Raw genomic sequence first — 14,732 nt, forward strand, 5'->3', positions numbered from 1 at the left:
ACTTCTACAAGCTTAAAAAAAGCCTGTAGAAGTCATTAGCAATCATTTGCGGTTCCAGCATCACTGAGGGAGACATTCATTCCCATATTTATGTTATATTATGATATATATTTTATTGTTGGTCAATACAAAATACAAGTGAACCGATCGATTATTCTCATCTCTATGTTCTATGCTTATATTAACTATTTAACGGAATTCCTGACTACAATCTCATGCTTCACAACTTTTGATGCCACATTTCCAACATTTTCTATGAGTTGAATCAACATATCGATTGCCTCGCTTCCCATCTCATGGAAAGGTTGAGATATTGTAGTTAAAGCAGGTGTGCTCATTCTTGCAGTTAATGAATTATCGTATCCTATGACAGATAAGCCACTTGGAATATTGATCCCTGCCTCAGAACAAGCAGACATCACTCCTAATGCTGTTTCATCGCTGGCACAAACGATGCCATCATAGTTAAGCTCCCCCTGAATAATTTCCTCCATATTTTCCTTTCCAGAATCAAAACCATAATCTCCAACATAAATATCTTTATTTGAAAAAATCAATTGATGACTGGCTAATGCATTTTTAAACCCTACTATTCTCGCTTTACCTGCAATACGATCTGCTGGGTTTACACCAATCAAGGCCAATTTTTTACATCCTCTTTTGATCAAATAAGATGTCGCATCAGCAATCGCCTCTTCATCATTGACTTTAATAAAGGGAATATCACCTTTTACTGTATCTGCAGAAAGCAACACACATGGGATGTTGTTATTTTTGATTAAATTGATCTCATCGTCTGATAAATCCACCGAGAAAATGATAAAGCCATCGACATTTCGCTCCTTCATTAGAGTGATGCTTTCCCTCATTCTTGATCCATCAATACCTGCGTGTGTCAAGATCACGTTATAACCTTTCTTATATGCCTCATCTTCAATTCCACTAATTATATCTCCGTAAAAACTAGTCGCATATTGTGGCATAATAATTCCTAATAAATCTGTTTTTTTGCTTACCAATGATACTGCAGATTTATTTTGACTATAGCCCAATTCATGCGCAATCGTTAATATTTTTTGTTTGGTTTCTTCACTATATCCACCAAGATCATTAATCACTCGGGATACAGTAGCTATAGAGACATTCCCTCTCTTAGCAATGTCTTTAATTGTATATTGCATATAAACCTCCCGGGTAAACGCTTACGTTCGTAACTATAGTATTACACAAATTTATTAGAAATGCGAGAGATTTTTCGTCAAAAAAGAACCTCACTACTTCATTTTTAGACAAATGAAAACAGTGGGATTCCTTTATGCTGATCATCTTCAAAAGTGGTAAAAACTTGTTGCTGGAGTCATTCATGTTCTTTCATTTCTTTAGATGACTAAAATAAATCATATCCCAATATTCTAAAGACGGAGCTGACACCCGTACATAACTCCCTTTTTCATCAGAACCATATTCCAAAGATAATTCCTTAGAAACAGAATCATATGCAGGGTCTGGCGAAGTTACCCAAGCACTTTCAAATGAGTCATCAGTATAATATTTAACCACCACATTTTCGATCCTAGTAGGCGTTTCTTTTTTTCCTTCATTGGCACGCCAGTCATTGTCTGATACACCAAGCAAATTTATTATTTGAATGGTATCAAATCCATTTCCTGACTTACTATATGTCCATATTGTATTAGGATCACCATTCTCTGAATGATTATGATGAACAATTTCAATCAGTTTATCATTATCTTCTAATCCATCCCGCAAAAGATTTTGATAAGCAACAATAAAATTTTGCAGCGCTTTTTGACGTACTTTGTGTTCATCTGACATATATAAATTATGCTTGGGAAAATATTCATTCGATAGCATTTCGTCGCCATCACCTAATTCAATACGTGAACCTCCTGCAGCATATACTGCCGCATCTGTTAATAAAACTGCAGACATATTAAAAGGTTCACTCACCACACTCTCAGCATAATCGTATTCCATATATGCTGGAATGATCAGAGATTTCCCATCACTTTGGTCTCGAGAATTATCGATGACGTTCTTTAGACTTTGATAAGTATTGTACTGCTCTCCATCACTTGTTGTATCCCAAGGCCAGATTTCTGCATATAGGACATCCACAGCAGAGGCATTTACCTGTTCGATACCTTGAGCACCTACAGGATTAAATGATAGATAATAGCTATCAAGCTTCTCTTTGGCAATATCCAAGAATTCTTTATACCCATCCTTCACATAAATACCTTGTGTCTCATCACCAATCATATCATGAGTCCACATTTTTCCCCATTCACCCACTGTATCTCCATGCCAACCATCAAATCCCATCACTTGTAGAGCTTCTAAATTTTTTTGAATAATATAGTTTTGCCATTCTGGATTTTGAATATCAAAGAAAAAGAGATTGGATTGACCTGTAGGACTTGCACCCATTGAGAATGTAAATCGATCACCTTTATTTTTACCAGCTTCATGATCTTCTGCATACCACAGCCCCCACTCTTCTTTGATACCATATTGAGCATAATTATTTGTCGCAGCATAAATCATATTATAGGACATATTTGTCATCCCTCTTGCTTTTGCTTCAGCTATGTAGCTTTTGATGGTCTCTCCACTAATCTTGCGACCAGCCCAATCTTGCCACTCCATTGTTCCATCTTCAGGAATTAATTGATGATGCAGGTATTTCCAATCATAGTATTCAATCCCATTTAATTGCCAGTCGTTCATTTGCTCAATCACTGCTTCAGTGTCTATATCCTTATCGAAATTTGTCAAAAAGCCATATCTAGGAAACTTCGTCCATGTACTTGACACATCTGCTGCTGTATTCATGTGTCGAATAGCGTGACCCTCTGAATCGAGTATGTCCAATTCAAATAAATAGCCTTTAAAGTCTTCGTTTGGTGCAGTCCATTCAATTTCCTCTTGAATGCTCCCTTCTGATGTCGTTTCCCAAACGCCTTCAATCGTATCGATTGTTTCGTTCAAGTATTTCACGTTGACAAGATACTTGCCTTTAGATGGTTCTAGAGAATTTGAACTTGTCGATAACGTCAAGATGATGGTTTCCCCGGGATCATACATAGATTTATCTACTGAAAACTTTAATGTTGCATCATATTGAATGCCCACCATCTCCTCTTGCAATTTTTTGTTCATATAAGCACTACCAAAAATAAAAACGAAAAGAAAGGCAATGATAATAATCGAAACAGTCCAGCTTTTTTGTGTATCTTTTTTTGTTGCAAGAACTTTTCTATTATTTTTTTCTCTTATTTTCGTCATATTTACTCCTTTTCTAAATATTTCAGTCACTAAGTAAATCAGCTTATTTCTAAGACAACAGCTTCATAGGGGTCCAAATAGAGCATACCTTTTGTATATTCTTTCTTCGTATAATTCTGAATCAAAACTGATTTTGGCTCTTCCTTTAGATCAAAAGTAGTTGTCTTTTCTTGAAAATTAGTAATGATCAACCATTTTTGCTCATCTAGCACACGGCAATAAGCAAAAATATTTTCGTCTTCGGTATCAACCAAATTATAAGTTCCCCAAACTACAATTGGATGTTCATGTCGCAATTGGATTAATTTTTTATATGTGTAGAAAAGGGAATCTTTTTCCTCAAGAGCTTTCTCCACATTGATTTCAGGATAATTAGGATTTATATGTAGCCAAGGTTTATTCGAGGTAAATCCTGCATTTTTTGAATCATTCCACTGCATCGGTGTCCTTGCGTTATCTCTCCCTTTTGCATTGATCGAGTCCAAAATATCCTCTTTTGCATAGCCCTGCGACAAGCGGACATTGTACATATTGATACTCTCAATGTCATCGACTTCTTCAATGGTTTCAACCGGATAATTGATCATACCGATTTCTTCTCCCTGATAAATATACGGGGTTCCCTTTAATAAATGCAGCAAAATTGCAAACATTTTTCCACTTTGGACGCGAAACTCTTTATCATTCCCCCAGCGAGAAATGATTCTTGGTAAATCATGGTTATTCCAAAATAAACTATTCCATCCCTCGGAAGCCAGCTCTGTTTGCCACTTGGAAAAAACGTCCTTTAGTGCTGGAATAGACAGGTCGATTAAATCCCACTTTTCTTTTCCTGGTTGCTGATCAAGACCGGAATGCTCAAATTGGAAAACCATTGACAGTTCATTACGATTGGGTTTGGAATATAATTTAGCAATTTCTGGTGTTGCTCCCCAAGTCTCTCCAACCGTCATAAGGTCTTTGTTGCCAAATGTAGCTCGATTCATTTCTTGCAAGTATTCATGCAGTTTAGGCCCATTCCCTGTTATCTTTTTGAATGGTTGTTTACCAACTAAATCAATAACGTCCATTCGGAATCCGCCAATCCCTTTTTCAATCCAAAAATTCATCATGTCATAAACAGACTGTCTTACTTCTTGATTCTCCCAGTTTAAATCCGGCTGTTTTTTACTGAATAAGTGTAAATAATACTGTCCCGTTAATTCACTATATTCCCAAGCTGGACCAGAAAATGTTGAACCTAAATCATTGGGCGGATTCCCTTGTGAATCAGGATCTGACCAAATGTAAAAATCTCTATATTGATTGTCTCTTGACTGTCTCGCCTCAACAAACCAGGGATGTTCATCACTGGTATGATTAACAACCAAGTCCATAACGATTCGGATATTCCGCTTCATAGCTTCTGCAATCAGAATTTCCATGTCTTCCATTGTTCCGAATTCGTCCATTATCTCTTGATAATCTGAAATGTCATAACCATTATCATCATTTGGCGATTTATAGACAGGACTTAACCATATCGCATCAATGCCTAAATACGCCAAGTAATCCAATCGTTGGATAATCCCTTTTAAATCACCTATGCCATCCCCGTTACTATCTTGAAAACTACGAGGATACACCTGATATACGACTGCTTTTTGCCACCATGAACTCATATTGAATCTCCTTTTACATTTCATACTTTTTAAATACACTTAACATTAAAAATGATTTTAAGAATACAAGAAAACTACACCCAATAAAAATGCTCAGATACAACACAAAAACAAATGCAATTGGGGAGGTCACTATCAAAAATAGCAAGAACAATGTGATAACTGATAACAAAAAGCTCACCCGCATATTTGCTAAGACAAGCCTCATAGAGTTCATGAAAACAAGCTTAGCCGAATCTTTAAAGCGTGCAATATAACCATACGTATATTGACTACTTAACACAAGGACAAGACCCACGATAGATACCCCAAGCAAGCCAATGAGATTTTGCTGATCCAAATGAATCATATAATTCAAATCGACAACCACAACGAAAAAAACAATAGATTGCATGATGCTAAAACCAATAGCTTGTTTGAAATTTCGTTTATATGCCAAAATAAAGTTTTCAATAACACGTGTATCATTGTTTTCATGCAACTTAAAGCAAACGGCATAAGCTGCGCTGGTTGCAACACCAATTGTTACAATTGGGATACTCCCTATTAAAATACATAAATTGAGAACGAACAGACTCCACAACTTCATCAAAAGGTTATAGACGGGTCCATCTATTCGAAAAAAAGAATTCATAGGTTTACTTCCCTTCTTCTTAGGTTCTTATCGAATCCATTGACTTGTTTTTCAATTATCTCATGATTAGAATTATTCTTTTACAGCCCCAACAACAATTCCCTGTACAAAATATTTCTGTAAAAAAGGATAAATCACCAACAAGGGGACAATCGCTACAATGATTTTCGCTGCATTCAGATTACGATCTGAAACAGCTAATAAACTTTGTAATTGTTCTGATGTCATGCCGCTTGCATTTTGCAAAGTTTCTGCAATATTGACAGACAGAGATTGAATGTACGTCATTAATGGGTAATTTTCAATTTTTGTCATATAAATCAAACCACCAAAGAAATCATTCCAGCTCCCGACAATACTAAATAATGATACAGTTGCCAAAGAAGGTAAAGATATGGGAATGTATATCTTACGCAGAACATCAAATGCATTTGCTCCGTCTAATAATGCAGACTCTTCCAAAGATTTAGGTACCCCTCGAAAAAAATTCATGACTAAAATGACACTGCCAATAGGCACAGCACCCGGTAATATTAACGCCCAGATACTATTGATCATTCCCAGATTACGTACAATCAAGTAGGTCGGTATCATCCCGCCATTAAAGAGCATCGCAAAAACCATAAATCCCATAAAGAAACGTCTAGTCCGAAACACTTTTTTTGATTTTGATAATGGGTAAGCTAAGGTGACGATCATCACTAAATTAAGGACCAAAGCAACAAATACACGAAAAACAGAGATCCCAAACGAACGCCAAAACTGTGTATCGTTAATGATTCTTTCATATGCTGCCCACGTGAGATCTACTGGCCAAAGTCCTACTTTATTCCCTGCAGCTGCTTGGGAGGAACTTAGGGACAGCGCCAGAACGTTTAATAAAGGGACCAAACAAGATAGTGTTAATAAAATAACGATTAAATAAATCACAAATTGTCGAATACCGAATTTCTCTCTCATCTTTTTCTCCTCTCTATGAATTAAAACATAACCCGATTTGTGGCTTTTTCAGCTGTTTTATTCGAGACATAAATCAAAATCAAACCGATAATCGACCGGACAAGTCCTACTGCAGCCCCTAAACTATAATCACGTCCGATTAACCCAATTCTATAAATGTAAGTATCCAAAACATCTCCACTAGCATAGACTGGTGGTGAATATAAGTTGTAAACTTGATCAAATCCGGCACTTAAGATACCTGGTAAAGCCAAGATGGTCATCAAAATAATAAAAGACATCATGCCTGGAATCGTCACATGTTTTACACGTTGCAACCAACTAGCGCCATCCATTGTTGCAGCCTCATATAACCCTGGATCAATCGATGTGATTGCCGCTAAGAAAATAATAGAGTTATAACCAAATCCTTTCCATACATCTGTCCAAATCAACAAATGTGGAAACACAGCATTGCTGCCCAAAAAGTTAATTCGGTCCAAGCCTAAGCTTTGTAACACTTGATTCACAGTACCATCTAAATTAAATAGATTGAGAATAACTGATGCCAAGATGACCCATGATAAGAAGTGTGGCAAATAAACGATTGTTTGCATGGTTTTCTTCATCCATTTGACGCGAATCTCATTCAATAAAATGGCAAAGATAATCGGAATAATGGTGTTCAACACAATTTTCCCTACTGCGATAAAAACCGTATTGTAGGTTACTTGCCAGATATCAGGCAAATTAAAAATATAGATAAAATTATCTAGTCCAACAAAATCCGAACCCAAAAAGCCACGCGCTGGAACAAAATCTTGAAATGCCATAATTAAACCAAACATTGGCGCATACGAGAAGATTAGTAGAAAAATCATTCCCGGCGCAATCATTGCTAGAAATAACCACTGATCTTTAGAAAACCACTTCTTTTTTGTTGCAAGCTTTTCCATAAACTTTCTCCTTATTTGATAATTGATAATATAGTAGAGCATTTGCAGCAATGAACAAATGCTCTACCCAAAATTTAGAAATGACCTTTATTCATCCGCGAGCTTTTGCATTTCTTCTAAAATCGCTTGTCCACCCTGACTATTCCAAGTCTTCACATATGAATCAAAATTATCCAAAGATTCTTCCCCTGTCACAAATTTGATAAACGTCTCTTCTTCTAATTTTGAAATTTGGGCACCATTCCGCTCACTTGCTTTAATGGTTTCAAATGTCGTAAATGGCGTGATTTCATTATAGATATTCTCTTCCCGTACACCGTTCATCACATTAGTTACAGCCAATAATCTCGACGCATAGACCGCCCAATCTGTTGGATCTGCAGTGCTCGGATCATCAAGATAGGTTTTAATTTTTTGTGCATTGTTTTTTACTGTGAAACTTGAAATATCATCAATATCTATCTCACCTTCAGCCGCTTGAGAAGCTTCCACTGCATCAGATATTTCACTTAAGTTTTCGAACATTTCAATATTCATTGGACGTACTGATCCGTCTACAGATTTTTGCGCATAGGCATATATTTCAGGATACTCTGTTTCCATATCGGTTGAGTTTGGTACTTCATCAAACAATAAATTGATTATTTTTATGGCTAATTCTGGGTTTGCAAAATTTTTATTAACAACTACATAGCCGCCTACACCTGGTTTGCTCACACCATTTACTTGACCATCACTACTCTCAATTGCATAAGGCGTGAATGCTGCATCAGGGTTTGCAGTTTTTGCTTGAACCAAAGCCCAATCAGATAAGTGCCAAGGGCCAGGTATAATACCAAGTTCTCCATTAATCATCATCGCATTGATGTCGTCGTATGTTCGCGTACCAAATTGATCATCTAAAATTCCATCGTCAAATAGTTGTTTTACGTAGCTCAATCCTTCTTTGGTTTTGGCAGTATTTGACCCGTAAACCAACTGACCATCTTCCCCAACTAAATAATTTTTAGGAAATGAATCAAAGGCATTGAATATCGCAGTTGCTGTATACCCAGATCCTCCATGACTATCGGAAGTTAGCCAATTGGCAAATGCGAGACCTTGTGTTTTCCCTGTTCCTCCTGCATCTTTGTCTTTGAAGGTTTTGGCCGTTGATTCTAGCTCTTCCAAAGTAATGGCATGATTGCCATCTTCGTCCAATTGGACATCCAAGTCATCTAACCAATCTTGTCTAATCCAAACCAAATTAGGACCAAAATCATTCGCAGTGCCTGGTAGTCCCATAATTCGATCGCCTATTTTAGCAGAATCAATTTGGACATTGTCAAAAGAATTGTATATATTTTTGATATTATCACTAGCGTATTCTTCATAAACATCTGTTAAATCAGCAATCAAATCATTGTCAGCCAATTCCTCCATCTCATCTCTGCTGACAACCATTACATCTGGTAGATCGCCTGAAGCAATGGCAAGCGACACTTGTCTGGTATAATCATCACCATTTGCCCCAAATGCACTCTCAATACTCACACCTAGCTCTTCTTTTATCAGTCTTCTATAAGCATTATCTGCATAAGAGTCTCCATCAGGGAGTTTGGAGTTTGGCTGCGTCTGTTGACCCACTGTCATGACAATATTTCCATCGGTATCTGTTTTTGCTTCTTTGTCTTGTTCGCCACTGCATGCTGCAAGTAAGACAACACTACTCAATACAACTGAACCGGTCAAAATTTTATGCATCTTTTTCATTCGTAATACTCCTTTTATTTGGTTTACGTAATCGTTTACGTAAATAACTAAAAAAAATGAGAAAATACTACTAACAAAACAACGTAAACGTTTACTCTATAATAGTATCATTGTCTATACGAACTTGTCAATAACGCTTTCATTTTTTTGTTTATTACAGATATATATCTATATCGGTATCACTAGTTAAAAATATAGTGATTTAGAGACTCCATCATCTCCTGTCAAGGGCAGTTTAAAATTGTGGGTTTGGGGGTGCGGATGTTTTTCTGGACCATTTTTAAAAATACATCTTTGTTTCTTCCGATATTGAAGAGGACTTAGTCCTCCTAAAGTTAACTTGATCCGTTTATGATTATACCAGTGGATATAGTTATCCAATTGGTTTATAAACTGATTGATTGTTGTGTTTTTCCAGTCACGTTGATAAAACACCTCGTTTTTTAATCGTCCAAAGAAACCTTCATACACTAAGTTATCTGGTGAGCACCCCTTTTTAGACATGGAGCGAGTCAAGTTTGCTTTGTTCATTCGCTCGATCCAATCTGGCCATCGATAATGAGCCCCACGTTCAGAATGAATGATTGGACGCTCTTGACCTTGAAGGGTAGAGCTCAGCTCGTCCACAATATAGCATAGCACTCACTAATTCTGCGTCAGGATTTGTTTCAATGGTCCAACTAATAAAAGCTCCATCGTAGCAATCGACAAGCGGGAACAAATAGATTTTCCCTTCAGGAATTTTAAACTCAGTAATATCTATTAACTATTTTTCATTTGGTTTTTTTGCTTTGAAGTTACGATTCAATAGATTTGGTTGTACAGGAGAAATCTTCTGAGCATACGAATGGTTCGTGCGTAATATTGGCCATATTCAAAATAATAATCCACGGCTATTCGTTTTTGTTCTTCAGAATACTTTGATTTTTCCGGTGATTATGATGAAGCTTCCCAGATAACAAATATTCATTATACCATTGACGTAGTGCACCAACGGACGGATAGCTTAATTTCCAAATGGTAGCAGCATAAGAACAATGATATTTTATATTTTCAATCTTAAAAAAAGTATCTTATCTTTATTTCCCCTATACATTTTCGTTTTCCTCTGAAAGGTTTTCATTACTTAGATCATTTTTACCATGACAATCTAACTATCCATTTCTCAATGGTGTTACTTTTGATGTTGCTTTCCTCAAGTCCTAACAAAAAAAGCCAGAAACGCCTTCAAATAGGCATTTCTAGCTTAATCAATTCCATTACCCCACAGACCCTTCCATATAAAAGAATGGGTTTTGTTAATCGTGATTAAGTGCAATTAACACTGGTGTAACAGGTTTTAACTGATATTTTAACATCATTAGGAAATTATAAATGTAAGTACATACACTTACAAACGCACTTACAATTTTATCCACCAACGCCAATTAGAATAGATATCAAAAATCCGATATCACAGCTTCGATATTAAATACATACTAATATTTGGCAAACATGTAAAAGTTATGTTTAATATACCATAACCGGCATAGTAGTCAAAGCCTTGCAACGAGCGCTTAATAAAAATAAGCTACCTTGGTAAACAAATAGCCCTTACTCGCTTGAGTAGGGGGCTTTTTTACGTGGGAAATACTACCTTAAAAAAATATTGATTAGAGTGTCAAAAATTGATATGATATATTGAGTATTCCAACAAAATTTATAAAGGATCCTTCTAATGAGCAAATTTAATATTGATGAAATATCAGTTAGTAATACTAAAATTATTTTAACTCTTGTTACTAGCGTAGCTTTAGTTATAAATGCTTTTACTTCAAATAATTTGTATTCTCTTTTTTTTACAGCGGTTTCGCATTGTACTTCCAACGCACTTGCTTTTTATGTTGTTGATCCGAAAAGTGATTCAGGTAATAACCGTAAAGCAAGAATAATTAACATATATATAATTACAGGAGCTATCCTTCTAGTCTTGCTATTTATTCACTCTAACTTTAAAAATGAAATTGCTAAGAATATCTTGTTTTGGATATTCAAGTTATTGGTTATGGGCGTTTCTTTTGTTGCTCCAAGCTATGCAATTAAAGACGATGATGATTTAGAAAGTTCTGAGATAAAGAAAACAAAACACAGAGTACAAAAAATTAAAGAAACAAACGCAAAGGAAAAAAAGTTTGCTAATAGAAATAAAAATGTTAAAATGAATCAAGATACAAAAGAGTTTATTGAAAGCACTGATAATAAGGATACAAGAGAAGGGAGAAGACGTTAATGGAACTGGTTCTAATAACTGCCACCTCTTTACTTGCCTATTTTGTAGTTCTGAGTAGGAAAACTTTTATGCAATTTAAAAAAAATAATATCAAGTCAAATTTTTTTGTTTCTGCTATTTTGACAATATTTATATTTACAGTACATGTACAAATAGCCTGGGAAAAAAAATCGGATTTTAAATTTGTCAAGTTCGTTTTCAAACAATTCTTCCTTAGGTTTGATATAGGTTTAATTGTACTCGTTGAATTAGTAAAAGAAGACTTTGTAGTTAATCGAGTAAGCGAAGATAAAGAGGCTCGTGGACTATTTAGCTGGATTAAAAATTTCTCTATGCGGAATCAATATACTGACATGATTGAGGCATGTTTAGCGTAAAGACCCTAGCGAAAGCTAAGGTCTTTTTTTATTATTTCCATTCACCTGTTCTCAAGTCTAATAATTCTTCCAATTTAAGAACAGATTTAAAGTTTTCATTGTATTCATTATTTCTTGTCTGCTCGTCGAGCTTAAAAGATAAATTGTAATAATCACCATTTTTCTTTTTTGGTATCAAATTATTTTCTATCAAGAAATTGATTATTTTTTTATGCTGATTATAATCATCGATTTCGAGAAAGAAGCATGCAACTCCATTACCATCTTTACGTGGCATACTACTTAATTTAGCAGTCCTAACAATTCTTTCGACAACACTTCTTTCGCAATATGACCTTATCGTCTCTCGCTCATCAAAAAATTTAAAGAAAATCATCCATTTTCCTGTTTTTAATTTATCCATTTTTTCTCCGGAAGTGAAATATTCCCAATTAGCTAAAACTACGTTCTCAATTTCCATGTATTTAACTCCTTATCAGTATTTCAGCCGACCACCGACTGATAAGAAGAGTATAATATTTTATACACACGAACAGAAAGAGAACAAAGAAACCCCTTACTCTTGCGAGTAGGGGGTGTTTCTTTATAACTATAGTCACTCATAACTACAAATTAGCATATTATTTGCTTTTAAAGTTATACGCGTTTGAATTTTGACGATTAGTCAGCGATTGAGCAGCCAGCATATTTGTAAGTGTTCCAGTATTGATGGTACTTCTAACAGTACTAAAAGTTTTTGGACTTGATTTGACATTCACTTTTTTATAAAGAGATAGTATTTCTTCTGTCGATATTAATTTAGTCATGCGGATTCATCCTTCCTTTATTAATTATAACAAATATTAGAGAGATCTTGAAACAAATGACTTACTAGCAGATTCGATTATTTTATCAACATCACCATTCTGTAGCAAAATAATTGTAGCATGGTGTACGGATAATATTCTATCTTGAAGGTCGTTGTCATCTTCCATTTGGACAATTTTTAAACCGATATTTTTACATGTGTCTATATCAAAGTGTCTATCATGCGTTTTCGAGTTTTTGTGCTCATTTAAAAATCTAACAATTGATTCAACTTTTTCAGTATCTTCTCCTAAAAACATATTTGACTGCAGCCACTCTTTTACTAAAACATTGGATAGTTCAATAGCATCAATTGCTGACTTCATGAAAGCAGCAGGATATTGTTGCAACTTTATTGCCCAATATTGTGCACTAGATGGATTAGTTTGCAGATCTTCCTTAGCTTCTTCGAACTCTGATTGAATATTGTAAGCTGGAATACCTTGAAATTGTGGATCAATAGGGCCTAAACTTGATTGATACCCCATAATAATTTCTTTAGAAGCGCAAGCAATCATTGTACCAGCAGACATTGCCATATGAGGAACAATAACACGAATGTCATTTTTAAATAAGAAACGCAAATACTTAACAATTGATTCAGCTGCAGAAGGACTTCCACCGGGAGTATGTAAAATTAAATCTAAGCCTTTACGTCTGTCCATTCCATGTACAGCGTTCATAAAACCTTCCATATCCCCATCTTTTATTGAAAGGTTATTACCTTGCTCTCGCTCGTTAAAAGCTGAATAGTAAGAAATAACATTTCTTCCAGTATACTCTTCAAGCGATTTTATATATTTTCTTCTTATCCCATCAAAATCGGGCGAGTTTGTATTTGGATCAATTGTTGTTAATAGTTCATTTAATAAGTGTTCCCAACTTCCCATCCTAAGTACACCTCTCTTTATTATTATTATTATTATTATATATTGCTAATATGTTATAAAACAATAAGAACTTTTGTTCTTTAAAATACAAAAGAAACCCTAGCGAAAGCTAAGGTCTTTTTATTTGCCAAACATTAATCTCTTACTTTTGCGAGTAGAAGGCTTTTTTGTGAAAAAAATATTTTTTACTAGATTTTCCGGCATTTCACTTGCACAAAGTAAGTAACTACTATAATATTTAATATGCAACATGAACAAAAAAGAAGAATGCTAGGATAAGATGAATTTTTGGGGAAGCCATCTTATCATATCTAGCACTCTTCTTTTTTATTTTAGCACTCTTCTTTTTTAATAGATATTATTTTTTGAAATTATTTATCAATAGGAGTAATATTCTAATTAAGCAAGAATTACCTTTTTATTCCTAAACCACTTTAACGCCACTTCCTTTTGGGAGTGGTTATTTTATTTGTCCATCAGGACTATATTCCAATTCCGGATCATACTTCCTCAGCACTCCCGTCTGCGATCTAAAGTGGTCACTCGCCATCCTTTAGCATAGACACTGCAACGATTAAATGGTCTAACTTTTTCCGCTACACCGGTATACTAAAGTAACGCTCCCCTATGCTGTCCATCTATTTTCAAAATTAGTAGTATGAATGTCTATATTTACAACAAAGAATTTCGCTAATAGATTTTGCCTTCAAAAGATATTGATTGCTGGTCTTCACAACTTTTATTTTCTTAACTTCTAAAGAATCCTAAAGTCTACAAATATTTGAATAAACTAAAAAATGCAACTGATCAAGAGTTAAGACAGGAATTTCCATTTGACGGTTTAGATACAAGAAAAGCGATGAGCGATACCATGAATAGTGAATCCATCACGGTTCATAAAAACAATTCGATATGGCTGTTTATTCTGAGGATGGACATAGGTATCTTCCCAGAATAGGTCTGCATACTTTTGTGCAAGCCCCTCTTTTAGATCATCAATCGCTTTTAAAACTGCTCGGTGTTCTTTTCCGAAACTTTCAACAACTTGTAAACTAGTTGTTACCGCTTGTTGATCTTTCATGATTACTAATTCATTCAT

At 35.1% G+C, this 14,732-nt stretch carries 12 protein-coding genes, 2 pseudogenes and 1 riboswitch; of the genes and pseudogenes, 2 read left to right on the forward strand and 12 right to left on the reverse strand.

The features are described 5' to 3' along the window. Positions 1-19 precede the first annotated feature (19 nt). Positions 20-93: riboswitch (Fluoride riboswitch) on the reverse strand. Positions 94-185: 92 nt separating this feature from the next. The 8 genes and pseudogenes from ACYVRS_RS10385 to ACYVRS_RS10420 form a co-directional block, all read right to left on the reverse strand. Then, positions 186-1,181, reverse strand: a complete 996-nt coding sequence (locus ACYVRS_RS10385) for a LacI family DNA-binding transcriptional regulator (RefSeq protein WP_312497654.1) — start codon at positions 1,179-1,181, stop codon at positions 186-188. Between the two features lie 190 nt (positions 1,182-1,371). After that, positions 1,372-3,309, reverse strand: a complete 1,938-nt coding sequence (locus ACYVRS_RS10390) for a glycoside hydrolase family 66 protein (RefSeq protein ID WP_461203318.1) — start codon at positions 3,307-3,309, stop codon at positions 1,372-1,374. A 38-nt stretch (positions 3,310-3,347) separates the two neighbouring features. Beyond that, positions 3,348-4,970: a glycoside hydrolase family 13 protein gene (locus ACYVRS_RS10395; protein WP_086268985.1), complete on the reverse strand. Its 1,623-nt coding sequence runs from the start codon at positions 4,968-4,970 to the stop codon at positions 3,348-3,350. Positions 4,971-4,983: 13 nt separating this feature from the next. Continuing rightward, complete coding sequence (locus ACYVRS_RS10400; protein WP_005470262.1) at positions 4,984-5,604, reverse strand: DUF624 domain-containing protein; 621 nt, start codon at positions 5,602-5,604, stop codon at positions 4,984-4,986. A 72-nt stretch (positions 5,605-5,676) separates the two neighbouring features. Beyond that, the gene (locus ACYVRS_RS10405; RefSeq protein WP_005470260.1) at positions 5,677-6,564 is read right to left on the reverse strand and encodes a carbohydrate ABC transporter permease; all 888 of its coding nucleotides are present in this window, start codon (positions 6,562-6,564) and stop codon (positions 5,677-5,679) included. A gap of 20 nt (positions 6,565-6,584) precedes the next feature. After that, positions 6,585-7,499, reverse strand: coding sequence for an ABC transporter permease (locus ACYVRS_RS10410; protein ID WP_005470258.1), 915 nt, complete (start codon positions 7,497-7,499; stop codon positions 6,585-6,587). 87 nt (positions 7,500-7,586) lie between these two features. Beyond that, entirely contained in the window at positions 7,587-9,251 is a 1,665-nt protein-coding gene (locus ACYVRS_RS10415) for a type 2 periplasmic-binding domain-containing protein (RefSeq protein ID WP_461203319.1), read from the reverse strand. Between the two features lie 285 nt (positions 9,252-9,536). Continuing rightward, positions 9,537-10,098: pseudogene (locus tag ACYVRS_RS10420) on the reverse strand (IS3 family transposase); the annotation flags it as partial. A gap of 870 nt (positions 10,099-10,968) precedes the next feature. Here ACYVRS_RS10420 and ACYVRS_RS10425 point away from each other — a divergent pair. Both ACYVRS_RS10425 and ACYVRS_RS10430 read left to right on the forward strand, forming a co-directional pair. Then, positions 10,969-11,520 carry a hypothetical protein gene (locus tag ACYVRS_RS10425; RefSeq protein ID WP_461203320.1) on the forward strand — a complete coding sequence of 184 codons (552 nt, stop codon included), beginning with the start codon at positions 10,969-10,971 and terminating at the stop codon, positions 11,518-11,520. Beyond that, on the forward strand, positions 11,520-11,897 hold the full coding sequence (locus ACYVRS_RS10430) for a hypothetical protein (protein WP_461203321.1): 378 nt from the start codon (positions 11,520-11,522) through the stop codon (positions 11,895-11,897). Before ACYVRS_RS10425 ends, ACYVRS_RS10430 begins: the two co-directional genes overlap by 1 nt. Positions 11,898-11,928: 31 nt before the next feature. Here the strand turns inward: ACYVRS_RS10430 and ACYVRS_RS10435 are convergent, their stop codons facing one another. The 4 genes and pseudogenes from ACYVRS_RS10435 to ACYVRS_RS10450 form a co-directional block, all read right to left on the reverse strand. Beyond that, on the reverse strand, positions 11,929-12,357 hold the full coding sequence (locus ACYVRS_RS10435; RefSeq protein WP_461203322.1) for a hypothetical protein: 429 nt from the start codon (positions 12,355-12,357) through the stop codon (positions 11,929-11,931). Between the two features lie 160 nt (positions 12,358-12,517). Next, positions 12,518-12,703 carry a hypothetical protein gene (locus ACYVRS_RS10440; protein WP_461203323.1) on the reverse strand — a complete coding sequence of 62 codons (186 nt, stop codon included), beginning with the start codon at positions 12,701-12,703 and terminating at the stop codon, positions 12,518-12,520. A gap of 36 nt (positions 12,704-12,739) precedes the next feature. After that, entirely contained in the window at positions 12,740-13,633 is an 894-nt protein-coding gene (locus tag ACYVRS_RS10445; RefSeq protein WP_368787025.1) for an SDH family Clp fold serine proteinase, read from the reverse strand. Positions 13,634-14,507: 874 nt separating this feature from the next. After that, positions 14,508-14,732 (reverse strand): annotated as a pseudogene (locus tag ACYVRS_RS10450) (Rha family transcriptional regulator); the annotation flags it as partial.

The organism is Enterococcus salsurae, assembly GCF_054784955.1.

Excerpts from the sequence above, each read along its gene's own strand:
- ACYVRS_RS10385 (WP_312497654.1), bottom strand. The coding sequence starts at position 1,181 with ATGCAATATACAATTAAAGACATTGCTAAGAGAGGGAATGTCTCTATA.
- ACYVRS_RS10390 (WP_461203318.1), bottom strand. The coding sequence starts at position 3,309 with ATGACGAAAATAAGAGAAAAAAATAATAGAAAAGTTCTTGCAACAAAA.
- ACYVRS_RS10395 (WP_086268985.1), bottom strand. The coding sequence starts at position 4,970 with ATGAGTTCATGGTGGCAAAAAGCAGTCGTATATCAGGTGTATCCTCGT.
- ACYVRS_RS10400 (WP_005470262.1), bottom strand. The coding sequence starts at position 5,604 with ATGAATTCTTTTTTTCGAATAGATGGACCCGTCTATAACCTTTTGATG.
- ACYVRS_RS10405 (WP_005470260.1), bottom strand. The coding sequence starts at position 6,564 with ATGAGAGAGAAATTCGGTATTCGACAATTTGTGATTTATTTAATCGTT.
- ACYVRS_RS10410 (WP_005470258.1), bottom strand. The coding sequence starts at position 7,499 with ATGGAAAAGCTTGCAACAAAAAAGAAGTGGTTTTCTAAAGATCAGTGG.
- ACYVRS_RS10415 (WP_461203319.1), bottom strand. The coding sequence starts at position 9,251 with ATGAAAAAGATGCATAAAATTTTGACCGGTTCAGTTGTATTGAGTAGT.
- ACYVRS_RS10425 (WP_461203320.1), top strand. The coding sequence starts at position 10,969 with ATGAGCAAATTTAATATTGATGAAATATCAGTTAGTAATACTAAAATT.
- ACYVRS_RS10430 (WP_461203321.1), top strand. The coding sequence starts at position 11,520 with ATGGAACTGGTTCTAATAACTGCCACCTCTTTACTTGCCTATTTTGTA.
- ACYVRS_RS10435 (WP_461203322.1), bottom strand. The coding sequence starts at position 12,357 with ATGGAAATTGAGAACGTAGTTTTAGCTAATTGGGAATATTTCACTTCC.
- ACYVRS_RS10440 (WP_461203323.1), bottom strand. The coding sequence starts at position 12,703 with ATGACTAAATTAATATCGACAGAAGAAATACTATCTCTTTATAAAAAA.
- ACYVRS_RS10445 (WP_368787025.1), bottom strand. The coding sequence starts at position 13,633 with ATGGGAAGTTGGGAACACTTATTAAATGAACTATTAACAACAATTGAT.